The sequence below is a fragment of the Sandaracinaceae bacterium genome (assembly GCA_020633055.1).
In the GTDB taxonomy this organism is placed as follows: Bacteria; Myxococcota_A; Polyangia; order Polyangiales; family Houyiibacteriaceae; genus JADJJE01.
Genome location: JACKEJ010000009.1, coordinates 93,499 through 118,064 on the forward strand (window position 1 = coordinate 93,499; position 24,566 = coordinate 118,064).

A 24,566-nucleotide genomic window follows, 5' to 3' on the forward strand; every position below is an offset into this window, starting at 1 on the left:
GGGTGGGTCAGAACGCGAAGTCGACGGCTGGGCCGTAGTAGCCCTGGTACCACTCGGGCTCGGGCAGCGGGACCGTGGCCAGCGAGGTGTTCAGGTCGTCCAGCGCGTGCGCCGTCACGCCGCCGAGGCTGATGGTGTACACGAAGTCCTCGATGAACAGCCCGCGCCGCACGCTCGCGGTGTAGCTGCAGCCGTAGTAGCCGTCGGGCCCCAGACAGCCGTCGAACAGGGCCGTGTGCGCGATGGTCCCGGCTGGCGCGATGCCGTCCACGAGCGACACCGAGAACAACGACAGGGTGGACTCGAAGGTCTCGCCGTAAGTCTCGAGCGGGATGGCCAGCAGCCCGAGGCGCGCGTCGTAGTTGAAGGCCAGGTGATCGTACTGCGCCTGGCTGTAGCCCATCACCGTGTAGGCGTGCGTACGCACTGGCGCGTCGGGCGCGCTGACGTCGAAGATCTGCAGCTGCATGCCCAGGTCCTGCTGCGTCGCCGGGTCGATGTTGCGGCCGATGGTGAGCAGGTGCGTCTCGTCGAGCGGATGCATGTACGTGCTGAAGCCAGGGATCTCGACCTCCCCGCGCACGACGATGTCGCTCGGGTCGCTCAGGTCCACCACGAACAGCGGGTCCACCTGGCGGAAGGTCACGACGTAGGCCGTGTCCCCCACGAAGCGGGTCGAGAAGAGCCGCTCACCTGGGGCGAGGTCCGCGCTGCGGTCCAGCTCGGTCAGCTTGCCCGCGACGTCGTCGAGTGTGAGCACGCGGCTGACGGGTTGCACCGACCGACCTTCGCGCCAGGGGTCGCCGTCCTCGATGACGACGGGCTGGCCGTTCGCGTCGATCCAGCGGTCTTCCGTGACCGCTACGCGCAGCACGCCGTCTTGCTCGTCCAGCGAGAACTGGTTGTTGATCTGGCCCGCCACGCGACCGGACGCGCGGTAGGTGGTGCTGGCGTCGTCGAGGTCGAAGCGGTGCAGGCGCGTGGACACCGCCCCGCCCCAGGGGGACCAGCCGTTCCAGGCCCAGTCCGACTGGGCGATCACCAGCGCCTCGTGGTTGGCGTACACCACCGAGCTGTCGCCGAGTACGAACGCGCTGCGCGTCAGGTCCACGTCGCCGCTCGTGCCCGCGTCGTCGAGGGTCAGCGCCAGCACCTGCGTCATGCCGTAGTCGGTCTGACCGGGCGCCGCGGCGTAGAAGTCCGTGCAGCGCGGGGGCACCGCGACCAGCTCGCCACCTGCCCGCACCCACTCCTCTGGGAGGAATCCGTCCAGGTCCTGGGTGCGTACCTCGTCGAGGCGCTCGTCGAGCCACGCGGCCACGTGCCGCCGGAACGTGCCCTCGCCGACCATGTCGCCACGGTCGTTCCAGTATTGCGGGCGGGCTCCGCCCCACTGGGGTTGCCAGGTGTCGGAGCGCATCACCACCCGAACGACGTCGTCGTGCCGTCGCGCCGCGCGATAGCTGCCCTCCACATAGCGTTCGCCCTCCAGCCGTGGCAGGTCGCCGCTCACGTCATACAGACTGATCTTCGTGAACTCGCGGTAGGCGTAGGGGTAGTAGGGGCCCCAGGCGTCGGCGGGGAAAGGCAGGAACGCGATCGGCGGCGTGCTCCCGTCGGGGTCCGCGAACTGGACGCTCGAGAACACCACCAGGGTGTCACCGCGCAAGAACATGGACAGCGGGGAGCCCTCCACGTTGGCCCGCCCCGTCTCGGCGGTGGCGTCGGCGGGCCAAGAGCGCAGCGCGAACACGGACTGCCCGTGCAGCAGGAAGATGCGCCCACCGTCCGTCTTCACGAAGTCGGGCTCGTCCACGCCTGCCACCTGGGTGTTGGTCTCGGTGTAGTGTTCGGGCCCACCGGTGGGTGGGCTTCCGCCATCGGCAACGGGCAAGGGCCCGCCGCTGAAGTCCACGTCGCGTGTCGGAAAGGCGACGTACACCCCGTCGCGATAGTTGGCGTAGTCGGCCAGCATGCGCTCCGCCTCGGCGCGCACTTTGGACTCGGCGTCCGCTCGCAGCTGCTGCTCGAGGTCGGCGCAGCTCGTCATGCGCTGCAGCCCGGACTCGGCCGGCGTGGGTGCCGAGGTGGTGCCCGAGGCGCACGCCGACAACAGCAGCGCCACGACGGTGGTCACGGCCCGACCCGTCCTGCGGGGACGCGAGCTGGGCGCAGAGGGGTACGCGATGTGTGTCATGTCGTCATTGTCGCTCGCGCACACGCGCGCGCTCGTACATCCGTACGAGGGGACATCCAAACCGTATTCCTCGCGTATACGGCCTCGGCGCGCTAGGCTCCTCCCGGTTGCGCGCGTCAGTGCCCTCGGGGGGGCCACGTGCCAGTGAAATAGAATCATCTCGAGCGCCGTTGACTTCGCCTGGCCGTAGTCGAATACCTGCGGCTTCACGGAGGTTTCATCCACCATGTCACGTCATCACCTGTCCTCTCTCGTTGCCCTTCTCCTTCTCCTCGCCGTGGGTGCGCCCGCTTGCCGTTCGCAGACCCCCGAAGAAGAAGAGGCCACGTCCGGGTCCGAGAACGAGGGTGACCCCAACGCGCGTCGTGACGTCACCCTGACCCCCGAGAACCCCGGCTCGGGCGCCTGCTCGCTGGCGCGCGTGTACTTCGGCTACGACGCCGACGAGCTGGATGCCGCCTCGCGCGCCGCCATCCAGGAGGCCGTCGAGTGCTACCGCACCCAGGGCCTGCCCGCCCGCCTGCACCTCACCGGCGCGACCGACCCGCGTGGCACCGAGGAGTACAACATCGCGCTCGGCGACCGCCGCGCGCAGGCCGTGCGCGCGTACCTGGTGTCGCTCGGCATCGACGGCGGCCGCATCGGCGTCTCCTCCGTGGGTGAGGAGATGGCGCAGGGCTCCGACGAGGCCGGCTGGGCCCAGGACCGCGCCGTCAGCGCGGAGTAATCCCTCCCCGTCCCTCGTTCCCGGCAGACGAAGCGCATGAACCCTGTTCTCCTGCAAGCCGCCACGCGCCCGGGGCTCGACCCTTGGCAGCTCATCTTGGACGCCACCCCGGTGGTCAAGGTCGTGCTGATGGTGCTGGTGCTCATGGCGCTCGTCTGCTGGTACATCATCGGAGCCAAGCTGGTCCGGCTGCGCAAGGTGCGCGCGCAGAGCCAGCGCTTCCTGCGCAGCTTCTGGACGGAAGAGCAGACCGGCCACTGGGACGAGGCCACCATGAACGACCTCAGCGTGCAGGCCTCGGCCTGCTCGGGGTCACCCATCGCGGCCGTCTTCGGGGCCGGCTACACCGAGCTGGGGCGCATCGCCCGTACCGGCGCTCCCGACGCGCGTGACGTGGACAACCTCGAGCGCGCGCTGCGGCGCACCCAGACGGCGGAGCTCACCCGCCTCGAGGACCTGCTCTCCATCCTGGCCAGCACGGGCTCCACGGCCCCCTTCATCGGCCTGTTCGGCACGGTGTGGGGCATCATGAACGCCTTCATCCACCTGCACGGAGAGCGCAGCGCCACGCTGGACGCGGTCGCCCCAGGCATCGCCGAGGCCCTCATCGCGACGGCCATCGGCCTGGTGGCGGCCATCCCGGCCGTGCTCGCCTACAACTACTTCGTGCGCCGCATCCGGGTCATCGAGAGCGAGGTCGACGCGTTCGCGAGCGACTACCTCAACATCATCCGACGCAACCTCTTGGCGGACTAGGTCATGGGTTTCTCTGCCGGACCCGGGGGTCGCGGGAGCCCGCTCAGCGAGATCAACGTGACGCCCTTCGTGGACGTCATGCTCGTGCTGTTGATCATCTTCATGGTCGCCGCGCCCATGATGACCACGGGCGTGTCGGTCGACCTGCCCAACGCGGACGCCCCGCGCATGGACATCGACGAGGAGCAGCCCATCGTCGCGGTCCAGCGCGACGGGTCGCTGATGTTCATGGGGGAGCCCATCACCCTCGAGCAGCTCGAGGCGCGGCTCACGACGGACGAGACCCTGCGCGCGCGTGACGAGGTCTACATCCAGGCGGACGAAGAGGTGCCCTATGGCGCCGTGGTGCGCGTGTTGGCCGTGGTGCGCCGCGCGGGCATCAACAAGATGGGCCTGGTGACCGACCCGCTGGAGCGCGACGCGGAGTGAGCGCCGACGCCACGCAGCAGGACTGGTACACGCGCTCCATGTTCGAGCCGCGCGGCCAGTCCCGCGAAGAAGTGGTGGGCGGTCTGGTGGCGGTGTTCTGTGCGTTGGTGGTGCTGCCGGCGACCGTGTGGGGCACCTCGGCCGCGGTCGACGCCGCGCGTGACGCGCTCGGGGCCGAAGAGGTCGTCGCCCCGGAGGAAGAAGAGCTCCCGCCGCTCGAGATCGTCGAGGCGCGCTTCGTGCGCTTGGGCTCCGAGCGCGACCCGCGTCGCCTGCCCAGCCACTACATCCCCAGCGCCGCCACCGCGGTTCAGCCCGTCGTGTCACCGCTGCCAGGCGAGGGCGAGGCGCCTGTGGATGCGACGGCCACCCCCGAGAACCCGCTGCCCCCGGACCCGACGGGCACGCGCGCTCCGCACCACGCCAACACGTCCACCGCGCATCAGCAGACGGTGGACGCCCGTCAGGCCGCGCTCGACCGCCTGGGGGACAGCGCGGAGGCCACGGCCGAGCTGGCCCAGCCGCGCTTCCGTGAGGGTGACGCGGAGGGAATCGCCGAGGGCACCGAGACGCGCGAGACCGGGAACATCTACAGCGGGCGCCTCTACTCGTTCTTCCGGCGCGGCTGGCAGGTGCCCACCAGCATCCCGGCGTCCGAGCTGCGGGGCCTGGCGTGCTCCGTGTCCATCGAGATCACCGCGGACGGGCGCGTCGGTGGGTTCAGCATCACGCGCGGCAGCGGCAACGACGTGTTCGACAGCTCCGTCCGTCAACGTCTGAACCAGGCCGTTGGCGCCGCGCTGCCGCCGCCTCCCCCGGAGGTCGCGGACGACTACCTCGGGCACAACATCCCGTTCCGCTTCGTCCCTCCCCGCTGAGCGTCCGGTCCCCGTCACCGGCGCGCCTCTTCCGCTGCGAGATCGTCATGACCCCATCCACCTCCCGCGCTCACTCCTGGCTCATCGTCACGGCGGTGCTCACGGTGCTCGCCGTGGGCCTTTCCCCACAGCCTTCTCGCTCCCAAACGGACGGGGACGGTCCCGCGCTGCCCACGTCGGTGGCGGTCATCGAGGTCGACGCCGCCGAGGACCACGTCTACCGCATCGGTATTCCGGACCTGTTGGGCGAGTCCAGCACGATGGGCGAGGTCATGCGCAACGACTTCCAGCTCATGCCGGGCTACCGCGTGATCGACCCGCGCTCCGTGCACCATGATCTCGTCGCCGAGGGGCTCGCGGTGCGCTCTGGTGCCTGGGCCGGTCTCGGCGCCCACGGTGTCATCAAGGGCGAAGTGCGCGCCGTCGAAGGCGGCCTCGAGGTGGAGCTGCGCTTCTACCGCGTGGCGCGCGCCGCCGAGCCGGCCTTCACCCGCACCTACCGCGGGCTCGCCACGCGCAGCCGCGCTTGGGCGCACGACTTCGCCAACGAGGTGCTGCGCGTCCTGACGGGCATGCCGGGCTCCTTCGGCACGGAGATCGCGTACGCCCGGCGCATCGGCCCCGGTCGCAAGGACGTTTTCCGCGCCCAGATGGACGGCTACGGCGAGCACCGCGTGTCGAGTGTGGAGGGCATCTCCCTGCTCCCGACCTTCGGCAACCGGCGCATCTACTTCACGCGTATGACCACGCGCGGCATGTTCATCACGCACGGGCGGGCACGGGACGCGCGCATCGTCGACGGCGACGGCATCAACATGGCGCCGGCCATCTGCGACGGGCGCATCTACTTCACGTCGTCGCGCGACGGAAACTCCGAGATCTACAGCACCGACCTCGACGGCGGCGATCTGCAGCGGCTCACCAACCACCCGGCCATGGACCTCAGCCCCAGCTGCGGCCCCAACGGCAAGCTCGCGTTCGTGTCGAGCCGCCACCGCACGCCGCAAGTGTTCACCATGAACCGGGACGGCTCGGACGTGCGGCGCGTGACCTTCCGCGGCAACCACAACCAGACCCCCACCTGGTGCCAGGACCCGGCGCGCCCGTGGATCGCCTTCACGGGCCGCGACGGCAACTACGACATCTTCATGGTCAACACGGTGACCCAGGACTACGTGCGCCTCACCCAGGGGCAGGGGGACAACAAGGACCCCGCGTTCTCACCCGACTGCCGCTTGGTGGCGTTCGCGTCCGACCGCCGCGGCGCGCCGGGCATCTACCTGTCCAGCACGCAGGGCTTCAACCAGAACCGGGTGGTGCAGGGCGACGCCGAGACCGTCCGCTGGCGCCAGTGGGATGGTCCCTACGAGAACATGAGCGTGAGTGACCCGGTGCTCGACGTGCTGCCCACCGAGCCAAGCGAGCCCACTGCGGACGCCACGGACGCGACCCCGCCAGCCCCCTGAGCGGGCAGGGGCACAAGGCGTGGGCACACGCATGCTGTCGACCAGCCGAACGTGGCGCTGGAGGCTCTACGGCTCGCAGGACCGCGCTGGCAGACGCGTGACCTCGCGCAACCGAGTGCGCGCGCGGGCCACCAGCGGCGAGCTCGAGTAGGCCTGGATCAACGTCTCGAGGGCGGTGCGGGCGTCGGCGCAGGCGCGCACCTGGACGAAGGCCTCGGCCATGTCCATGAGCGTCTTGTCCACCACGTCGCCGTCGCGGTAGGTGGAGAGGATGCGGCGGAACTCGCCCAGCGCCGCGGCGGGCTGCCGCTGCTGCAGGTAGCTGGAGCCGATGCCGTACTGGGCGTCGTCGGCGCGCGGGTCCTCTGGGTAGCGCACCACGAACTCACGGAAGAGCGCGCGCGCGTACGAGTGCGACCCCACGCGCAGCGCCTGGGCGCCCGCCTCGAAGTGCGCGTTGCGGTCGCGCGGGATCTCGCTCGACTGCAGCACCACGTCCATGCCCGCGGCGCGCGCGATCTGGTCCAGGCGCCGCTCGATCTGGCGGTGCTGTTCGTCCATCTGCTCGCGCTGCTCCGCGATCTCTCGGCGCTGGTCGACCTCGTCGCGCTGCATGGTCTCGGCCAGCTGGCGCGTCTCCGCGATCTGCCCCTCGAGCGCGCCCAGCTGATCTTGCAGCTGCTGCAGCAGCAGGCCCTGGTCCGCGCTGTTGCGCAGCAGCGTCACGTTCGCCACCTCGAGCAGGCGCGCGAGCTCCTCGGACTGCGCTTGCACGCGCGCCTCGAGCTCCCCCAGGCGGTCTTGCATGGCGCGCGTCTCGCTGCGCTTGGTCCACAGGCAGCCCTGCAGCGACATGGAGACGAACAGCAGCGCGAGCGGGCCGACCAGAAAGGGCGCCCCACGCCGCGCGGACTCTGAGAGGAGAACGGACATGACGCGCCTATCGTGTCCCCCCACGGGCGCGCGCGCTACTCGCTGATGGTGATCTGCAGGCGGTAGTTGAACAGGGCGCTCGTGGCCGAGGTGGTCACGCGCAAGAAGTACACGCCCGCCGCGAGGCCCGTGGCGAACGGCTGACCCGAGATGGCGGGGCATGCGCCCCCTGGTCCACCCGTGGTGCCGGTGCCCACCGCTTGCACGCCGCTGTCGTCCAGCAGCTCGAGCGTGAGGGGGACCACCGGGTCCACGCACACGGCGCCGTTGCGGTCCAAGAGGGTCGCCGTGAGCGTCCCCCCCGCGGGCACCTCGACACGAAACATGTCGAGGTCACACAGGTCCACGACCGTGCCGCGCACCTCGAACGAGCCCGCGCCGAGCTGCGTGACGTTCGAGGCCGTGAAGTCGTCGTTGGGCTCGATCTCCTGCGCGCCGGTGGTCAGCACGCGGCGACAGTCGGCGTCACACGTGGCGTCCAGCGGGTCGTCACAGCCCTCGGAGTGCTCGAGCGTGCCGTTGCCACACTCGGGCTTCCACACCTCCACGGAGAACACGCCGCCGCCCGCGGTGCGCGCGTCCAGGCCGACGTAGAACGTGCCCGTGCGGTCCGCCACGAAGCTGAGGTGCTCGTCGCGGTCCTCGATGCACGCGTCGATCGCGTCGCCCGGCTGACACCCGCGGTCGTCGCACACGTTGTTCAGGATGTAGATGGCGGGGTTCACGCCCGCGCCGCTGCCGTTGCGCACGTGGAAGTGCCACTTCTCGCCCGCCACCATCTCGACTCCGAAGAAGCCGTCGTTGCCGGGCAGGGGCTGCCCCGTGCAGCCCGCGAGCGCGCTGTCGAGGTCGTCCTCCATGCGCGTGGTGTCCACCACGTAGGACATGTTGGCGCTGACCATGGGCGCGCTGGCCCCGCACGTGTCCGACAACGCGAGCCCGGCCACGGCCGCGTCGGCGTTCAGGTACAGGTCCTGGTCGAAGAGGTTGCAGCCCGCGAGCGCGAGGACACAGAGCGCCAGCGTGAGCCGGGAGGACGGGCGGAGGATGCGGAGTGCAGGCATCAGCGGGTGTAGGGGTTGCTCTCGAGCGTCGGGGTGGGCGGGCTCATGTCGACCATCGGCGCCGGCTCGCTCGGCGCGGCCATGGTCGCTTCCGTGCGGGGGCGCGAGCTGCTGCGCGAGCGGTGGGAGCTCTCGCTCGGAGCCATGCTGGCTTCCGCCGGTTCGTCGCTGGGCGCCGCGGTGTCCGTCCCGGTCTCCGCCACAGCGTCGGTGGGTGCGGCGGCCGGCTCGGCGACCTCGGGGGCAGGCGCTGCCTCCGCGGCTGTCGGGGCAGGGCTCGGCTCGGGCGAGGCCGCCACCGCTGGGGGCGCAGGCGGTGCGCCTGGCGTCACGGTAGGCGCGGTCACGTCCGCCTGACTGGCGCGGAACGCCAAGAACCCACCCACCGCGATGAGCAGCCCCACCACCAGACCGACGATGGCCAGGACCCACGAGCGGGTGCTCGCGCTAGGTCGGGCGCTGGGCGCTGTGTTCGCGCTGGACGGACGGGCTGACGGCGCCGTGGGCCGATCCACGTGGGACTGGAGCGCGATGGTCCTCGAGGTGGGATCGACGCGACCCGGCGGGGGCACGCTGCCGCCCTGCTCGAACCACTCGTCGGAGCCCGCGTGTGAGTTGCGCACGCCCGAGTAGAGCGCCGAGGCCTCGGGCATGGACCCCAGGCGTGGCACCTTGTGCAGGTCGCCGAGGGTCATCGCTGATGGGCAGCTTCTCGATGGCGCTCACGTGCGCACGCACGGCGGCCTGCCGCGCGTCGAGGTCGGCCGAGAAGATGTCGCGGATGCCATCCGCGACGGCGTGTGAACCCACCAGCATTCCGGACTGCGCTGCGGCTTCCGTCAGCGCGTCGATGAACTCGCGGCCGCTCTGGTAGCGCGCCGCGACGTTCCGCTCGAGGGCCTTCATGCACACACGCTCGAGCGCCAAGGGCACCTCGGGGCACACCTGCGACGGAACGGGGATGGGCCGCTGCAGCACCGCCAGGAGGATGCTCATCGTGCCCTCCTCCGACTCGAAGAGCAGCTGCCCGGTGAGGGTCTCCCACAGCACGATGCCGAGCGCGAAGAGGTCCGCTCGCGCGTCCAGCTCGCGGCACTCGGCCTGCTCGGGCGCCATGTAGCAGGGCTTGCCCTTGATGGTGCCCGGACGCGACGAGGTGATGCGCTCGGCCGCGCGGGCCACGCCGAAGTCCGTGATGCGGCCGACGCCGTCGCGCCCGACGAGCACGTTCTGGGGCGAGACGTCGCGGTGCACGATCTCGAGCGGGCGCCCGTCGTCGTCCATCAAGCGGTGGGCGGCGTCGAGCCCGGTGGTGGCGTCGAGCAGGATGCGGATGCCGAGGCGCATGCGCTCCTCGTGTGAGCGCGCGCGGTCGAGCACGTCGTCCATGGCGAAGCCATCGACGTAGTCCATCACCAAGTAGTAGCCGAGCTCGGACTCCCGCACGTCGAGGATGCCGACCGCGTTGGGGTGATGCAGGCGCGCGGCGAGGCGAGCCTCGTCGAGCAGCATGGAGACGAAGTGCTTCTCTTCGGCCAGGTGCCGGTGCAGCAGCTTGATGGCGACCATGCGCTGGAAGCCGCCCGCGCGCGCCAGGCGAGCCAGGTACACCGTGCCCATGCCGCCGCTCGCGATCTCCGCCACGACCTCGTACTGGTCCAGCATGCGCCGCGTGGAGATGCCGTTCGGTTGGGGAGCAGCCATCAGAAGCCTCCTTGCACGACGACCCCGGCTCCGTCCGGAGAGGCCCACACGCTCGCGCGCGCGCGGTCGTCGTCGTCGTCCGCGCCGCCGAAGTCGGTCAGCGCGCCGAGCACCACGGTGGTGACGGCCAACGCGCCCGTCACGCCCACCAGCGCGAACATGCGGCGCCGGCGATCCTGCCCGTCCAGGTAACCCTCGCGCGTGGGGTTGTCCTCGTAGTCGCGGTTGGCCGCGAAGGTGTCCGCCACGGACCACGCGGTGACGCCCGCCAGCGCGGCGGTGACCGCGGCGCTCGACCAGAACACGGCCGGCGCGAGACCGTCCCGCCCCTGCGGCTCGGCCGGCGGCGGCTCCACCGGGGAGTCGAGCGGCTCGCTGCGGGGCTCGGGCTGCGGCGGCTCGGGCGCGGGCGCGGGGGCCTCGAACGTCAGCGACTGGCTGGTCCCCGCCTCGGCGCTGATCTGCTGCTCTGGCGCCCGCCCGGTGGTGTAGCGGGCGCTCACGGCGTGGGCGCCCGGCCGCACGAACAGGCGCCACGTGGCGCGCTCACGCGGGGACTCGACCGCGCCATCGATGAGCACGACGCACGGCTGACCACAGGCCACCTCCAGCTGCGTCAGCTGTGGCTGCGTCGCGTCGAGCACCTCCTGCGAGAGGTTGCGCGTGTCGCGATCGCCCGGGTAGGTGAGGATGGCTTCGAGCGCGAGCGTGGCGGCGCGTGCGTCGTCGCCCGCCAAGCGGCGATTGCGGATGGCGCTGCGCAGCGCTTGTGGGCTGGGCGCCGCGTCGAAGGCCATCTCGAACAGGCGCGCAGCCTCGCCATGATTGCCCGCGAGCTGGGCGCGCTGCCCCGCTTCGTACGCTTGCGCCGCCGCAGCCACGTCCTGGGCCAGCCCGGTGCCGGCCATCAACGTGAGGCCGCAACCGCACAGGAGACCGACCAAAAACCGCCGCGGGCCGGCGACCCGCACGTTGAAACTGCCCATTAGATAGAAAACTCCGACGGCACCAGACGCACATCATGCGCCATTTGGACACAGCTTGCCACGCCCCCCCGTGCGGACCGAGTTCCTGGCCCCGCCCCACTCGCCACGGGGATCAAAATATGCTGGTTGACATATTCCGTGCGGCGCACATGATCCAGGTCATGAGCAAAGGCGACGCGACCCGAGAGCGCATGGTGGAGTCCGCCACCCACCTGTTCATGGCGCAGGGCTACGCCGCGACGGGGCTGAAGCAGATCCTCGAAGAGGGGGACGCGCCCCGCGGCTCCCTCTACTTCCACTTCCCCGGCGGCAAGGAGGAGCTCGCCGCGGCCGTGGTGGAGCGCCACGCCGAGCTGTTCGCGACCCAGCTGGAGGCCGCGCTCGAGGGCGCCGGGGACGTGGTCAGCGCGGTGGGTCTGGTCCTCGCGCACTTGGCCCAGCTGGTCGAGTCCGGGGAAGGGGTGGGCTGCCCCGTGAGCGTGGTGGCGCTCGAGATGGCCGAGCGCTCTGCCACGCTGCAGAAGGCCACCCAGGGCGCGTTCTCCCGTTGGGCCGCGGTGCTCTGGGAGGCGCTGGTCGAGGACGGCATGCCCGAGGAAGAAGCACGCCGACGCGCGCGGGCGCTCTTGTGTGCGGTGGAGGGCGCCCTCGTCCTCGCGCGCCCCGCCGGAGACGCAGGCCCGCTGCGGGACGTGGCGAGCATCGTGCCGGCCCTGCTCGGACGCTGAGTGCTCCCACCGTGGGAGCGGAAGGGGCGCTGATGGCGTCTCGACTCGTGAGGAACCTTGGCAACGGAGAAAAATATGACGACCGACCTACAGATTCAAGAAGTGGCTATGACCGGGGCGACGGGCTTCATCGGCCGCTGGCTGCTGGTGGAGCTGACCCGCCATGGCGTCGCCGTGTGCGCCCTGGTGCGTCGCCCGACGGAGCGCATCGCCGAGCTGCGTGCCTGGGTGGACGCGCGCGGCGGACGTGGCGCGCTCATCCACGGCGCCGAGTTCGACCTCGGCGCGCGAGACCTTGGTCTGGACCACGAGGGGGAGGCGGCGCTCGCGCGCGTCCACGCCCTCTACCATCTGGCGGCGCGCTTCGAGTTCGGGCTGAGCGTGGAGGAGGCGCGGCAGGCCAACGTGCTGGCGTCGCTGCGCTTGGTCGAGCTGCTCGGCGCGCGTCCCGCCGAGACTCGCGTGCGTCGCATGGTGCACCTGAGCGGCTATCGCACGGAGGGCACGCCCGCGCGCGCCCTGGACGTCACCGACGAGCGCGCGCTCCGCGCGTTCTACCGGGCGCACGGGGCCTACGAGGCGTCCAAGATGGAGGCCCACCAACGCGTGGAGCAGCGCGCCCGCGAGCTCGGTGTGCCCCTCACACGCGTCAGCCCCGCCGTCGTCATCGGACACAGCGCGACCGGTGAGACCACCCAGCTCATCGGCTTGGCGGAGACGCTGAAGCAGCTGCGCGACGGCCGCCTGCCCGCCCTGCCTGGCAACGAGCAAACGTGGCTGCCGCTGGTGCCGGTCGACCACCTCGCCGCGTGTCTGGCGCGCGTGCCTGGCGACGCCCCGTCCGAAGGTCGGAACCTCCTGGTGTTCGACGAGGGGTCGCCCTCGATGACGCAGCTCATCGGCCTGGCGGCAGCACCGCTCGGGGTGCGCGCGCCTCGCTTCCACGTGCCCGTGGGCTTGGTGAGGGCGCTGCCACGTTGGCTCTCGGGGGTGGATCGTGAGGCGCTGTCGTTCCTGAGCAGCGATCGCTACGACGCTCAGCCCATCACCGCGTTCGAGCAACGCACGGGGCTCGCGCGCCCGGCCATCGAGGCCGCGTACCTGCGCTGGGTGGCCTACCTGCAGCGCAGCGACTTTGGGGCGTCGCCGCAGCCGGCCTAGAGCCGCGCGCCAGCCGCGCTTTGGCGGCGGGACACCCGGCTCACGTCGGGTCCCGGACGCACGACGGCGCACGGCTCGGTGGGCAGCCCCGCGGTGCACGACACCCGAGGCCTTGACGCGCCCGACGTCGTATCGTATTTCGACGAAATGCGTCAGCGCGCCCCTCGGGCACCCACTCCGAACCCCGAGCTCTGTTGTCCTCCGGCCGCGCCGCCCGTCGCGCTGCCAGCGGACGACGGTGAGGCCGACCGTGCGCTTGCACGGCTCGCGAAGGCGCTCGGGCACCCGGCGCGGGTGAGCATCGTGCGCACGCTGCTGCGTCGGGACACGTGCGTGGCGGGGGAGCTGGGGGATGCGCTGCCCCTCGCGCAGTCGACGGTCTCCCAGCACCTCAAGCAGCTCAAGGAGGCTGGCTTGATCCGGGGCGAGGTGTCGGGCCCCCGCGTCTGTTACTGCGTGGAGCCCGGTGCGGTCGCGCTCCTCAAGGCCTTGGTGGGTGCGCTCTAGCGCTGCGCCCGACGTCACGGAGCATCGAGCACACACCCATGGGTCTCTTCGAACGCTACCTCTCCCTCTGGGTCGCGTTGGCCATCGCGGCCGGCGTAGGCCTCGGCCTGATCGCGCCAGGCGTGTTCACGTCGGTCGCGGCGCTCGCGTGGGCCCGCGTCAACCTCGTCGTGGCCGCGCTCATCTGGCTGATGATCTTCCCCATGATGCTCAAGGTGGACCCGTCCTGCCTGCGCGACGTGGGGCGCAGGCCGCGTGGGCTGCTGCTGACGCTGGTGGTCAACTGGCTCATCAAGCCGTTCACCATGGCTGCCCTCGGTGTGTTGTTCTTCCAGCACGTGTTCGCGGACCTGGTGCCCGTGGAAGACGCGCAACAGTACGTGGCAGGGATGATCCTGTTGGGGGTCGCGCCGTGCACGGCGATGGTGTTCGTGTGGAGTCACCTCACGGCGGGGGATCCGAACTACACGCTGGTGCAGGTGTCGGTGAACGACCTGATCATGGTCTTCGCCTTCGCACCCCTCGCGGGCTTCCTCTTGGGCGTGACCGACGTGGTGGTGCCGTGGGACACGCTGATCGCGTCGGTCGTGATCTTCGTCGTGGTGCCCCTCGCGGCGGGGGTGCTCACGGCCCGACGGCTCATCGCCCGTGGCGGGGCCGTAGCGGTCGAGCGCCTGGCCGAGCGGCTCAAGCCGGCGTCCATCGCCGGGCTGCTGCTGACGGTGGTGCTGCTGTTCGGCTTCCAGGCGGAGACCATCGTGGCGCAGCCCACGCGCGTCGTGCTCATCGCCGTGCCGTTGGTCGTGCAGAGCTACGGGATCTTCGCCATCGGTTACGGCCTCGCGCGGCTCTTGCGTTTGCCGTTCGCGGTGGCGGCACCCGCGGCCATGATCGGCACGTCCAACTTCTTCGAGCTCGCGGTGGCGGTGGCCATCAGCCTGTTCGGGCTCGCGTCGGGCGCGGCGCTGGCCACCGTGGTCGGTGTGTTGATCGAGGTCCCGGTGATGCTCTCGCTGGTGGCCTTCGCGAACCGTACGCGCGCTTGGTTCCCTGTCGACGCGCAGGGCGCCGGCGCGTCCTCTCACGCCCTCTCGGAGGCCCCATGACCCCAGCGTTCCAGAGCGTGCTCTTCCTGTGCGTGGCCAACTCGGCGCGCTCCCAGATGGCCGAGGCCCTGGCTCGTGATCTCTTCGGCCCCGACGTGCGCGTGCAGTCGGCAGGCTCGCGGCCCACGCGCGTGAACCCCTTCGCCACGCAGGCCTTGGCGGAGCTCGGCCTCGACACCGCGCAGCAGCGCTCCAAGTCCGTGGACGATATCGACCCGGCCAGCGTGGACTTGGTCATCACGCTGTGCGCAGAGGAGGTCTGCCCCGTGTTCCTCGGCGGCGCAGCGCGCCTGCACTGGCCGCTGACCGATCCCGACCGCAAGCACGAGGTCCTGAGCGACGACGAGCGCCTCGCGCACTTTCGCACCACGCGGGACGAGCTGCTGGAGCGACTGCGCGCGCTGCGTGATGCGCGCGGAGCCAATGAGCGCACCCCGAGAGAGAACCGGGGCGCCGCACCCCCTGCGGACAGCGCCAGCGCTCCACGAGCACCGAGCCCGAGCGAGCGGTCGCACCCGGCCGCGTCTACCGTGGGAGAAGAGCCATCATGAGCGTCCGCTACGGCGCCCCGCCGCCCCTCGCGGTCCCCGTGTTCCCCGAGGCGCAGCCACGGCACGAGCCCCCTCGCATCCTCATGCTGTACGGCTCCCTGCGGGAGCGCTCCTACAGCAGGCTGTTGAGCGAAGAGGCCGCGCGGGTGCTCACCGACCTCGGCTGCGACGTGCGCTTCTTCCACCCGCACGAGCTGCCCGTGAAGGCGCCCGGGCTGGACGAGCACCCCGAGGTGCAGCGCCTGCGCGAGCTGTCGCTGTGGTCCGACGGCCAGGTGTGGTGCTCGCCCGAGATGCACGGCGCCATCACCGGCGTGTTCAAGAACCAGATCGACTGGATCCCCCTCGCGCTCGGCGCGGTCCGGCCCACCCAGGGACGCACGCTCGCCGTCATGCAGGTCTCGGGCGGCTCGCAGTCGTTCAACGCCGTGAACACGCTGCGGCTGCTCGGGCGCTGGATGCGCATGATCACCATCCCGAACCAGTCGTCCGTGGCCAAGGCCTACGACGAGTTCCACGAGGATGGCCGGATGAAGGACTCCGCGTACCGTGACCGCGTGGTGGACGTGATGGAGGAGCTCTACAAGTTCACGCTGCTCACACGCGACCACCGCGAGTTCCTCGTGGACCGCTACAGCGAGCGCCGGGAGGCCGCAGCCAAGGCCGAGCTGCTGAAGCCCGAGACGCTGTAGCCCGCCCGCGCGAACAACGCTCGACGCGGCGCGAGCGTTCCGAGCGTCGTGCTCGTGAGCGGCGACAGTCGTCGACTACCCGACGAACAGCGCCGAGAGCGAGAGGTCGTCTCCGAGGCTGATGGAGAGGTTCGGGCGGACGACGACCGACCGCACGCGCTCGCCGTCGACCAGCGTGCCGTTGGTGGACCCGAGGTCCAGCGCCCGCAGCTCGTCACCGTCGTAGACGAGCAGCGTGTGCACCCGCGACACGGAGTTCGGCAAGGGGCGGTCGCCCAGGTCCCAGCAGCGCGGGTAGCGGCCCAGCAGCACCCCAGCATGCAGCTGGGCGGGGGTCAGCACCAACGCGCCGAGGCTCTCCCCGTCGAGCGACACATCGAAGGCGCTCGCGCCCGCACCCTCGGCTGCGGGCAGGTCCACCGACACGCTGCTCCCCGGCGGCGCGCTCCCCAAGAAGGAGCCCTCGCGAGGCGCGCGGACACCGGGGAGCTCGGAGATGACGCTGACCGCATCGCCGCGGTGCGACCCTCGTGGACGTCGCGCCTGCACCAGGCCGTGTCCGCGTGGGGCCTTGTGCGCTTCGGCTCGAGGTTCGACCCCGACCAGCTCGGGTGGGGGCAGCGCGTCGGGCAGCGCCTGGCCTGGCTCGTCGGGCAAGAAGTAGAACAACGCGGTACCCAGCTGGGCCGCGAAGGGCCCGCTGGCCGAGAGGCCGCGCACGCTGCGCCCGTCGTGCAGGACGATGCCCGTGGGGGACTCCAGGTCCAGCAGCGTGAGCGCCAGGTCTCCGTCGGTCCGATGCGCGCGCAGCAACGCGTGCCGCAGCGACACCGTGGTGCGCGCGTCGGACACTCGCAGGTCTACCTCGGAGTGTCGACCGAGGACGGCGTGCGCGTGCGGCGCGACCGAAACGAAGCCGAGCACCTCGCGCCCCTGGGCGTCCACGACCCAGAAGCCTGCTTGCAGGGGCGTCGTTCGCGCCCGCGTGTCCTCCACCAACGAACGGATGGCGGGGTAGAGGCGACCCGCGAGCCGCGGTGGGATCACCAGCTCGTCGGCGGGGCCCACCAGTGTCCCCCGGTTGCGTTGGTCGTCGTTCACGGCGCGTCCATTTGAGAGGATGGGGAACGCACCACCCGGCAGCAAGGGCCACGCGACGGAGGCGCGGCTTGCGCCGAGTCCCACCCACGGCTCACCCTCCCCGCGATGGACGCGAAAGCGCAGCTGTTTCTGACGGTCTCGGTCGGAGCGATCATGCTCACCATGGGCCTCGGCCTGACCCCCGACGACTTCCTGCGCGTCGGCTCGCGACCACGCGCTGTCGTGGTCGGGTTGGTTGGCCAGCTCGTGCTGCTGCCGGCGCTGGCGTTTGCGTGCGCCTTCGGCTTCGGGCTGCCGCCGCAGCTCGCGCTGGGGCTGGTGCTGATCGCGGCCTGCCCTGGCGGTGCCCACAGCAACCTCTACGCCAGCTTCGCCAAGGCCGACACGGCGCTGTCGGTCACGCTCACCGCGCTCAGCGGCATCGTCACCATCGTCACCATCCCGCTGCTGCTGACGCTCGGCATCCGCGTGTTCGCGGCGGATGGGTCCATCCCACCCATGCCCATCGGCGCGACCATGGCGCAGATCTTCCTGGTGATGGGCCTGCCGGTGGCGCTGGGCATGGGGGTGCGTGCGCGCAGTGAGCGCTGGGCGCGGCGCCTCGAGCGCCCCATCAAGGGGCTGGCCACGCTGCTGCTGGTGCTCATCGTGGTGGGCTCGCTGCGTGGGCACGGAGAACGCCTGAGCGCGGCCATGGTCTCCTCCGGGGCCGCGGTGCTCACGCTCAACCTGGGGTCCATGGCGCTCGGCTGGGGGCTTGCCCGGGCGGCCGCGCTGCCCGTCCCGCAGCAGCTGACCGTCGCGCTCGAGGTCGGCATCCAGAACGGCACGCTGGCGTTCGTGCTGGGGGTGTCGCTCATGGGCGGGGACCTGGCGCTCTTGCCGCCGGTGTTCCTGTATTCCCTGGTGGTCTACCCCACGGGCGCGGTGGTGGTGCTCATGGGCCGCGCGCTGCAGCGCTCCGCCCCCGGCGTAGATGCAAGCGCCCCCGACGAGGCGGCCTCGTGACGCCGCGCGAGCGGGCGGCCGTCTTCGGCTCCTGGGTCCTGCTCGGCACCATCATCGGCGTGCTGGCGGGTGCGGCCTCGGCGTTGTTCCTGTGGCTGCTGGAGCTGGTCACGGACTTCCGCGGGGGTCACGAGCTGATCGTCTACACGCTCCCCGTCGCGGGCTTCGCCATCGGCTGGGTCTATGAGCGCTGGGGTCGCAGCATCAAGGGCGGCAACAACCTGGTGATCGATCGGCTGCGCGACGGAGGCCCCGAGATCCCGGTGCGCATGGCGCCCATGGTGCTGATCGGCACGGTCCTCACGCACCTCTTCGGCGGCAGCGCCGGCCGCGAGGGCACGGCCGTGCAGATGGGCGCGAGCCTGGCGGACTGGGTAGCGCATCGCGCGCGCGTATCCCCCGCCATGCGCGGGCAGCTGCTGGCCGCGGGCGCCGCGGGGGGCTTCGGCTCCGTCTTCGGGACACCCATCGCGGGGGCCATCTTCGCGCTCGAGTTCGTGGTGGTCGGGCGCGTGCGCTACACGGCCCTGGTGCCAGCGCTGCTCGCGTCGCTGGTGGGCGACATGACCACGCGCGCGCTGGGCGTGGGGCACACGCACTATCCGTCGCCGCCCGAGGTGGTGCTCACGCCGCTGCTGCTCGCGAAGTGGGTGCTGTTCGGCGTCGCTGCCGCGGGTGCCACGGTGGCGTTCATCGAGCTGATGCGCTTCTTGAAGACGCACACGGAGCGGCACGTGAAGACGCTCGCCGCGCGCATGTTCGTGGGCGGGGTCGCGGTGGTGCTGCTGTGGAAGCTGGTGGGCACCAGCGACTACCTGGGCCTCGGCGTGCCGGTCATCGTGCGCGCCTTCGAGGACCCGCAGCTGCCCGTGTACGTGTTCGCCCTGAAGCTGGTGTTCACGGCGGTCACCCTCGCGGCGGGGTACCTGGGCGGTGAGGTCACGCCGCTGTTCTTCGTCGGCGCAGCGCTCGGTAGCGTGCTCGCGCGCTTCTTGGGCGTGCCCATCGAGCTGGGCGCTGGCGTGGGCCTCGCCGCCGTGTTCGCCGCGTCCGCCAACGCGCCGCTCGCGCTCTCGGTCATGGCCGTGGAGCTGCTGGGGGCCACGGTGCTGCCTCACGTGGTCGTGGTGTGCGTCGTGGCTTTTCTGCTCTCCGGCCGGCGCAGCATCTATGCTCACCAACGCTGGCCCGAGGAGCGCCCATGAAGAGCACCGCCTTTGATGTCCACGTCCGTACGCTGCAGTGCAGCCGCTGTGGCGCGCCCATCGCCACGGGCGAGCGTGGCGGGCAGGTCACCTGCGCCTACTGCGGCACGACGCAGGTGCTCGCCTCGCGCCCCGTGGCGGCGGGGGCCGGCGCCAAGCGCTCCATGGCCGACGAGGTGGCGCGGCTGTCGCGTCTCAAGGCGCAGCAGGAGCACCCCGTCGGCGCGCACGCCTACGACCTGACGCGGCCGGCCACAGGCTTCCGCGCGGACGAGCTGGGCACACCGCAGGGCTTCGAGCGCGCCGTGCGGTCATTCCAGGAGGGGCGCGGCAGCGCGGACCACAGCTCCCCCGAGGCCCAGCGGGACCGTTGCTGGCTCGCGCTGGCCGTCTCCGAGGGCTATCAGGTGCGGGCCAAGCCCCTCGAGGCGCGCGCCGTGCTGGAGACCGCGCTGGACGAGCTGCCGGACGAGGGGCATCGGCAGCTGGTGCGTTGCCGCCTGGCCGTCGCGGCCATCGAACAGGGGGACCTCGGGTCGGCCGCAGGGTGGCTCGACGAGTGCGACCCCGCGCCCGAGGTGCTGCAGCTGGACAGCGCGCTGCGCGAGGCGCGCGCGCGGCTGTGTGCCCGCAAGCGCGACGGCGCGGGCGTGCTGCGCGAGGTCGGGACGCGCGCCGGGGACATCCCGCTCGCCGCCGAGGTGGAGCCCATCGCCATCTTGCTGCGCGTGCACGGCCTCGAGCTGACCGGGCAGCAGAACGAAGCGGACGCGGTGCTCGACAACATCGGCTACACCTTCTCGCCGCTGGGCGTGGTGAAGACGCTCGAGAAGCAGCGGCTGGCGCCCGAGTCGGCCAAGCGGCTCACACGGCGTCGCGGGATGGCGCGCCTCGAGAGCATCAGCAACTCGCGCGCGGGTCTCGTGCGGACGCCGCTTCAGGCGCTGGGGCCCGCGCTCGCCATGCTGCCCGTGATGGCCGCCGCGCTGATGATCCCCATCACGGCCACGCGCTGCACGTTCGACGCCGACCCGCTGCTCGGTGTGTACGGCTATGCGCTGTGCGCAAAGGTCTGTGAGGGCTGCCACGGGCCCGCGCGCGTGGTGACGGTGTGGCACCAGACCGGGCCGGGCGAGTACTCCAGCAACGGCGCCGAGTACTTTTGTCCGTCGGACGCGAACGGCATCGCCGCCATGAGCGACGAGCAGCTGGAAGAGGTCACCTATCGCCTCGACGGGTCGAGCATGAACTTCCTGGCCGCGAACGGCGCCAGCTACCTCGTGCTGCTCTTGCTTCTCTCTCCGCTCGTGCCCATCCGCGCCGTGCGCCGTTGGCTGCACGACCGCGGTCGCCTGGCGCAGCTCGACGCGGACGTGGAGGCCGCGGCGACCGAGCTGGGGGTCGCGCCTCCGTATCCACCGCTCGGCGGGGAAGGGCGCCTGGGGCGTGCCGTGCTCCTCGTGGGAGGTGCGGCCGCGGTGGCCATCGGGATGGTCGCGCTCGGCATGCTGGTCGGGGCCTGACATCACGCCCTCCAGCCGAGGTCCCCTACGTACAGCGCCTGCAGGGGCCGTTCACCTCCCGCGCTGCTCACCTCCGCGCTGCTCACTTCCCGCGCAGGCGTCGGAAGAGCTCGACCGATGCGTCGATCTCGGCGCGCCGGATGGACACGCTCTCGATGTTCACGCCCAGCGGGATGCCCTTGGCAGCTGCGAAGGACGAGAGCTCCGTGTGGATCTGCTCGCACAGGGCCAGCGACTGGCCCAGCACGTCCGACGAGTGCAGCAGCTCGTTCTCCAGCCAGCGCGGGAACGAGATGCCGAGCCACTTCATGAACGCGAGGGTCTTTTCGGACCCGCACGGCGAGAGCGTGACGATCACCGGCACGGGCTGCTCGCCGCGCTCCGCCAGGGCGAGCGCGTAGTCGGACAGCAGCGACTTGGTGCCCGACACGTCGTAGACCGCCTGGGTCACGAAGAAGCGGCACCCCCGCTGGGTCTTTTCCAGCATGCGCAGGTGCTCGGTCGCGCCGTGCGCGTGACGCTCAGCGATGGCGATGCCGCCCAGCATCAGTTCTGGTGCGTGCCGCGCCGTCAGCCGGTAGGCCTCGGACAGCGGCAGCCCGGTCGGATAGGCATCGCGCCCCGGTGCGCCGACGAGCACGGCGTGACGAGGTGCGTCTGCGGTGCGCACCTCGTCGAGGTAGGCCATGAAGTCTGCGCGTGAGCCCTTGGGGACACAGCGGTACACGATCTTGGGCACGTCCACGCTGGCCAGCGCGTCCGCCGCGTAGCGCTCCGGGTCGAGCGTGGGGAGGAACGGGAAGGGGCGCGGGGCGTCCGTGCGCTCGGTCTCCGGCTGGATGTCGTAGACGATCAGCGCGTCCGGGGACAGGTCTCGCAGGCGCGTGCTCTGCTGCGCGACGATGCGCGCGAGCGTCTGCGGGTCCGTGGACTGCTTCGGCGGCGCGATGCCGTAGAAGGCGAGGCCGGCCTCGCGTGCCTGGATGCGTTCGCGCAGGGTCATGGGCGGACCCTACGACGAAGGACGGGGGGAGGCACTGCGAAGCGAGGCGAGGTCGGCCGCGTCGGCTCGCGTCGCGCCACCGCGGTGGATCCGCTCGCGGGGTGCGTGGTAGCGTCGCCGACCCTTCGGAGGAAACAAGACGATGAGCGACCCGGTGACCTGGACTCTCGACGCCGACATCAAGGACGGCAAGCTCGACACACTCGTGGGGCTGCTCGCTGGCGCGATCGAGACCGTGGAGGGCAGTGAGCCCACCACGCTCGCGTACGAGTTCTTCGTGAGCGAGGACCAAAGGACGCTCCTCGCCATGGAGCGCTACTCCGACTCGGAAGCGGCCTTGGTGCATCTACGGACGATGGGTCCCAAGCTCGAGCCGCTCATGGAGTGCTTCGAGCGCGCGCCGACGGTTCGGGTGTACGGCGACGCCAGCGCCGAGCTGCGAAGCGCGCTCACGGGGTTCGCCCCGACCTACTTCCGCGCAGTCGGCGGCTTTCGGCGCTGAGGGACGGTCGCCAGCCGGCGTCGACGCGGTTCCGGCGGTCGCTCCGCTCAGCTGAGCTGGTGTAGCACCAGCCGACTGTAGACCCCGCCGTGCGCCATCAGCTCGTCGTGCGTGCCGTCCTCCACCAGCGTGCCCGCCTCCAGCACGCAGATGCGGTCGGCGTTGCGTACCGTGCTCAGCCGGTGTGCGATGACCAGCGTGGTGCGCCCCTTCATCAGGCGCTCCAGTGCGGCCTGCACCAGCTTCTCGCTCTCGGCGTCCAGGCTGCTGGTGGCCTCGTCCAAGATCAGGATGCGTGGGTCCTTCGCGATGGCGCGCGCGATGGCCACGCGCTGTCGCTGCCCTCCCGAGAGCTGCACGCCGCGCTCGCCCACGACCGTCGCGTAGCCGTCCGGGAAGCCGAGGATGAAGTCGTGCGCGTTGGCGTCGCGCGCCGCAGCCTCCACCTGCGTCTGCGTCACGCCCTCGCGCCCGTACGCGATGTTCTCCGCGATGGTCCCCGAGAACAGCACGGGCTCCTGCGGCACGATGGCGATCAGGTCGCGCAGCGCGTGCAGTGGGAGCGCGCGCACGTCCACGCCGCCCACGCGCACCGCGCCAGCGTCCACGTCGTAGAAGCGGGGCACCAGCGCCGTGAGTGTGGTCTTGCCGGCGCCGCTCGGGCCCACCAGCGCCACGCTCGTGCCGGGTGCCACGCTGAGGCTCACGTCCACCAGCACGGGCTGGTCCGGGCGCGACGGATAGCGGTACGACACGCCCTCGAAGCTCACGGCCCCGCGCGCGGCGTGGCTGCTGGGGAGCGTCTCGGGGCGCTCGGGCTCGCGCACCCGCGGCACCAGGTCGATCAGCGCGAACAAGCGCTCCGTCGCTCCCGCCGCACGCTGCAGCGCCGCCCAGATGCCCACCAAGCTGCCGAGCGCCACGGCCACCACGCCGGTGTAGAGCATGAAGGCGGTCAGGCTGCCCGGGCTGAGCTCCCCGTCGGCCACCATCAGGCCGCCGAGCCAGACGATCAGCCCGATCGCGACGAAGCCGGACAGCGTGGCCACCGACATGAACGACGCGCGCCAGCGGGCCAGCCGCAGCGAGTCGGCGAACGCGTGCTCGACCGTGTCGCCGTAGGCCTCGCTCTCGTGGGCTTCACGACCGAAGGCCTGCACCGTGGTGATGGCGCCGAGGGACTCCTGCACGCGCGCGTTGGTCTCTGCCAGGCGGTCCTGCACGGCGCGGCTCATCACGCGGATGCGGCGCCCGAAGAGCACCACCGCGACGGTGAGCGGGGGGATCACGGTCAACATCACCAGCGCCAGCTTCGCGTTCTCCACGAACAGCAGCACCAAGCCGCCCAGCAGCTGCACCGAGTGGCGCATGGCCATGCTCAGCTCCGAGCCCACCACGCCCTCGATGATGGCCACGTCCCCCGCCAGGCGCCCCACCAGCTCTCCCGTGCGGCGCGTGTGGAAGAAGGTCGCGTCCTGCAGCAGCAGGCTGTCGAACACCTTGCGCCGCATGTCCGCCACCGCGCGCTCGCCGAGCCAGCTCATCATGTAGTGCCGGAACCAGGTCATGCCGGCCTGCAGGAAGAACAGCAGCAAGAGGCCGATGCCCACCTGGTGCATCACAGCCCGCGAGCCGTCGCGCACGCCTTCGTCGATGGCGAAGCGCACGGCCTGCGGGTAGACGAGTCCGATCCCAGCGCCGAGCAGCAGCGCCAGCGTCGCCACCGCGAAGCGCCCCTGGTGGGGCCGCAGCAACGTCAGGAGGCGCCCGATGCGGCGCAGCCCACGCACGCGTGGCGCGGCCGGCGGGGCCTGTGCGGGGTCGGGGGATGACGCGTCGGTGGTCAACGTGGGCGAGGTCCGGCGGGCCCACGAGCGGGCGGTCGAGGGCGAGCATGCATGTCGCGCGGACGCGTCGCAACGTTACATCCGACTCGCGCGCGTGACGTCTCCGCGCCCCGCCGCAGGCATGCTCACCGAGGACGGTCTGCGCGTGTGTTCTCGCAACTGGGCGCTCGCGCGTGGGGACAACCCGCTGTGGCGCCCGGCCGACGCGTACCGCTTCGAGGAGCGCCTGCCGCGGCACTTGGCCGTCCAGTCGGAGGTCTGCGGACCGCGTATCCAGAAGAACCCCATGGCGCTCGACGAGACCGCGCTCTTCGTGTTCAGCGTGTTCGACGTGCGTGCCGACGGACGAGAGAGGCGAGCACGACGACGGCCATGATGATCGACGTCCAGTGGGAGCGGACGGTGGGCGTGCCAGCCACAGCAGCGCAGCCAGCAACACCCCTCTCTCCGTCACCACGCCATCCCCCGGGCGGACCTTCACTGAGGATCAAC

Annotated in this window: 25 protein-coding genes; 16 read left to right on the forward strand and 9 right to left on the reverse strand. The window is 71.2% G+C overall.

Annotated elements, in window-relative coordinates; all coding sequences use genetic code 11:
- Positions 1–7: 7 nt before the first annotated feature.
- Positions 8–2,197, reverse strand: a complete 2,190-nt coding sequence (locus H6726_20510) for a beta-propeller domain-containing protein (GenBank protein MCB9660044.1) — start codon at positions 2,195–2,197, stop codon at positions 8–10.
- Between the two features lie 277 nt (positions 2,198–2,474).
- On the opposite strand from H6726_20510, the gene H6726_20515 reads away from it, so the two are divergent.
- From H6726_20515 to H6726_20535, 5 genes are read left to right on the forward strand one after another with little or no spacing between them, the layout of a single operon-like run.
- On the forward strand, positions 2,475–2,924 hold the full coding sequence (locus tag H6726_20515; GenBank protein MCB9660045.1) for an OmpA family protein: 450 nt from the start codon (positions 2,475–2,477) through the stop codon (positions 2,922–2,924).
- Positions 2,925–2,960: 36 nt separating this feature from the next.
- Positions 2,961–3,680, forward strand: coding sequence for a protein TolQ (gene tolQ / locus H6726_20520; GenBank protein MCB9660046.1), 720 nt, complete (start codon positions 2,961–2,963; stop codon positions 3,678–3,680).
- Positions 3,681–3,683: 3 nt separating this feature from the next.
- On the forward strand, positions 3,684–4,109 hold the full coding sequence (locus H6726_20525) for a biopolymer transporter ExbD (protein ID MCB9660047.1): 426 nt from the start codon (positions 3,684–3,686) through the stop codon (positions 4,107–4,109).
- Positions 4,106–4,987, forward strand: a complete 882-nt coding sequence (locus tag H6726_20530) for a TonB family protein (GenBank protein MCB9660048.1) — start codon at positions 4,106–4,108, stop codon at positions 4,985–4,987. Before H6726_20525 ends, H6726_20530 begins: the two co-directional genes overlap by 4 nt.
- Before the next feature lie 47 nt (positions 4,988–5,034).
- The gene (locus tag H6726_20535; GenBank protein MCB9660049.1) at positions 5,035–6,453 is read left to right on the forward strand and encodes a PD40 domain-containing protein; all 1,419 of its coding nucleotides are present in this window, start codon (positions 5,035–5,037) and stop codon (positions 6,451–6,453) included.
- Between the two features lie 66 nt (positions 6,454–6,519).
- Here H6726_20535 and H6726_20540 read toward each other — a convergent pair whose 3' ends face one another.
- Genes H6726_20540 through H6726_20560 form a run of 5 tightly spaced genes read right to left on the reverse strand, consistent with a single transcriptional unit; the run spans position 6,520 to position 11,140 of the window.
- Entirely contained in the window at positions 6,520–7,386 is an 867-nt protein-coding gene (locus tag H6726_20540) for a tetratricopeptide repeat protein (protein ID MCB9660050.1), read from the reverse strand.
- Positions 7,387–7,421: 35 nt separating this feature from the next.
- Positions 7,422–8,450 (reverse strand): hypothetical protein, encoded by a 1,029-nt coding sequence (locus tag H6726_20545; protein MCB9660051.1) that lies wholly within the window; start codon positions 8,448–8,450, stop codon positions 7,422–7,424.
- The gene (locus tag H6726_20550) at positions 8,450–8,857 is read right to left on the reverse strand and encodes a hypothetical protein (GenBank protein ID MCB9660052.1); all 408 of its coding nucleotides are present in this window, start codon (positions 8,855–8,857) and stop codon (positions 8,450–8,452) included. Before H6726_20550 ends, H6726_20545 begins: the two co-directional genes overlap by 1 nt.
- 40 nt (positions 8,858–8,897) lie before the next feature.
- Positions 8,898–10,154 (reverse strand): serine/threonine protein kinase, encoded by a 1,257-nt coding sequence (locus H6726_20555; GenBank protein MCB9660053.1) that lies wholly within the window; start codon positions 10,152–10,154, stop codon positions 8,898–8,900.
- Positions 10,154–11,140, reverse strand: a complete 987-nt coding sequence (locus H6726_20560; GenBank protein ID MCB9660054.1) for a hypothetical protein — start codon at positions 11,138–11,140, stop codon at positions 10,154–10,156. The genes H6726_20555 and H6726_20560 overlap by 1 nt, the downstream gene beginning before the upstream one ends.
- Positions 11,141–11,301: 161 nt before the next feature.
- On the opposite strand from H6726_20560, the gene H6726_20565 reads away from it, so the two are divergent.
- From H6726_20565 to arsH, 6 genes are all read left to right on the forward strand, one after another.
- Entirely contained in the window at positions 11,302–11,868 is a 567-nt protein-coding gene (locus H6726_20565; protein ID MCB9660055.1) for a TetR/AcrR family transcriptional regulator, read from the forward strand.
- A 75-nt stretch (positions 11,869–11,943) separates the two neighbouring features.
- Entirely contained in the window at positions 11,944–13,029 is a 1,086-nt protein-coding gene (locus H6726_20570) for an SDR family oxidoreductase (protein ID MCB9660056.1), read from the forward strand.
- 147 nt (positions 13,030–13,176) lie between these two features.
- Positions 13,177–13,536 (forward strand): winged helix-turn-helix transcriptional regulator, encoded by a 360-nt coding sequence (locus H6726_20575; GenBank protein MCB9660057.1) that lies wholly within the window; start codon positions 13,177–13,179, stop codon positions 13,534–13,536.
- A gap of 38 nt (positions 13,537–13,574) precedes the next feature.
- Positions 13,575–14,642 (forward strand): ACR3 family arsenite efflux transporter, encoded by a 1,068-nt coding sequence (gene arsB, locus H6726_20580; GenBank protein MCB9660058.1) that lies wholly within the window; start codon positions 13,575–13,577, stop codon positions 14,640–14,642.
- Entirely contained in the window at positions 14,639–15,193 is a 555-nt protein-coding gene (locus tag H6726_20585; GenBank protein MCB9660059.1) for an arsenate reductase ArsC, read from the forward strand. The genes arsB and H6726_20585 overlap by 4 nt, the downstream gene beginning before the upstream one ends.
- Positions 15,190–15,885, forward strand: a complete 696-nt coding sequence (arsH, locus tag H6726_20590) for an arsenical resistance protein ArsH (protein ID MCB9660060.1) — start codon at positions 15,190–15,192, stop codon at positions 15,883–15,885. The genes H6726_20585 and arsH overlap by 4 nt, the downstream gene beginning before the upstream one ends.
- 75 nt (positions 15,886–15,960) lie before the next feature.
- On the opposite strand, the gene H6726_20595 is transcribed toward arsH, so the two are convergent.
- Positions 15,961–16,986 (reverse strand): FHA domain-containing protein, encoded by a 1,026-nt coding sequence (locus tag H6726_20595; GenBank protein ID MCB9660061.1) that lies wholly within the window; start codon positions 16,984–16,986, stop codon positions 15,961–15,963.
- A 105-nt stretch (positions 16,987–17,091) separates the two neighbouring features.
- On the opposite strand from H6726_20595, the gene H6726_20600 reads away from it, so the two are divergent.
- Genes H6726_20600 through H6726_20610 form a run of 3 tightly spaced genes read left to right on the forward strand, consistent with a single transcriptional unit; the run spans position 17,092 to position 20,722 of the window.
- Complete coding sequence (locus H6726_20600) at positions 17,092–17,994, forward strand: bile acid:sodium symporter family protein (GenBank protein MCB9660062.1); 903 nt, start codon at positions 17,092–17,094, stop codon at positions 17,992–17,994.
- The gene (locus tag H6726_20605; GenBank protein ID MCB9660063.1) at positions 17,991–19,199 is read left to right on the forward strand and encodes a chloride channel protein; all 1,209 of its coding nucleotides are present in this window, start codon (positions 17,991–17,993) and stop codon (positions 19,197–19,199) included. The genes H6726_20600 and H6726_20605 overlap by 4 nt, the downstream gene beginning before the upstream one ends.
- Positions 19,196–20,722: a hypothetical protein gene (locus H6726_20610; GenBank protein MCB9660064.1), complete on the forward strand. Its 1,527-nt coding sequence runs from the start codon at positions 19,196–19,198 to the stop codon at positions 20,720–20,722. Before H6726_20605 ends, H6726_20610 begins: the two co-directional genes overlap by 4 nt.
- An 82-nt stretch (positions 20,723–20,804) precedes the next feature.
- Here the strand turns inward: H6726_20610 and H6726_20615 are convergent, their stop codons facing one another.
- A complete protein-coding gene (locus tag H6726_20615) occupies positions 20,805–21,593 on the reverse strand; it encodes a 5,10-methylenetetrahydrofolate reductase (protein MCB9660065.1) in 789 nt (262 codons plus the stop codon).
- Positions 21,594–21,867: 274 nt separating this feature from the next.
- On the opposite strand from H6726_20615, the gene H6726_20620 reads away from it, so the two are divergent.
- Positions 21,868–22,227: a hypothetical protein gene (locus H6726_20620; protein ID MCB9660066.1), complete on the forward strand. Its 360-nt coding sequence runs from the start codon at positions 21,868–21,870 to the stop codon at positions 22,225–22,227.
- 47 nt (positions 22,228–22,274) lie between these two features.
- On the opposite strand, the gene H6726_20625 is transcribed toward H6726_20620, so the two are convergent.
- Positions 22,275–24,074 (reverse strand): ATP-binding cassette domain-containing protein, encoded by a 1,800-nt coding sequence (locus H6726_20625; GenBank protein ID MCB9660067.1) that lies wholly within the window; start codon positions 24,072–24,074, stop codon positions 22,275–22,277.
- 94 nt (positions 24,075–24,168) lie between these two features.
- Here H6726_20625 and H6726_20630 point away from each other — a divergent pair, with 94 nt between their 5' ends.
- Complete coding sequence (locus H6726_20630; GenBank protein MCB9660068.1) at positions 24,169–24,450, forward strand: hypothetical protein; 282 nt, start codon at positions 24,169–24,171, stop codon at positions 24,448–24,450.
- Positions 24,451–24,566: the final 116 nt, after the last annotated feature.